The organism is Candidatus Symbiothrix dinenymphae, from assembly GCF_001431085.1.
This window is the reverse complement of sequence record NZ_BBRU01000365.1, coordinates 1-472: the sequence shown is the minus strand read 5'-3', so window position 1 is coordinate 472 and position 472 is coordinate 1. Positions and strand designations below refer to the sequence as shown.

General features: G+C 47.0%; 1 pseudogene. It reads right to left on the bottom strand.

The annotated features are described in order from the left end of the window. Positions 1-472, bottom strand: a pseudogene (locus ASC50_RS04325) (ATP-binding protein); the annotation flags it as partial.

Sequence of the window (472 nt, the reverse complement as noted above, 5' to 3'; positions counted from 1 at the left end):
GACAGCGCGAACGAATGGTCGTGATAATCCTGTCGGGGTCTTCGGACACCAACAAAAAGACCGTTTTTTCGGGCGGTTCTTCCAGCAATTTCAACAATTTATTGGCAGCCGCCTCCTGCATTTTTTCGGGCAGCCAAATAATCATCACTTTGTAGTCCGATTCGTAGCTTTTGAAATTCAGTTTGCGCACGATATCGTTGCTTTCGCGGGCGTAAATCGTGCCTTGTGAATTGCCGGCATCAATTTTTGCCAGCCAATTACTGAGACTTGAATGGGGCGTTTTCGTCAAAAATTCGCGCCAATCAGGTAAAAAATCGTCCGAAAAAGCATCTTTGCTGCCTTTTTTATTGATGATTGGAAACACGAAATGCAAATCGGGATGCGCTAACTTGTTGACTTTCTGACAACCGGGGCACACGCCGCAAGCATCATCCGCCTGCCGATTGGTGCACAGCAAATAACGCGCATAAGC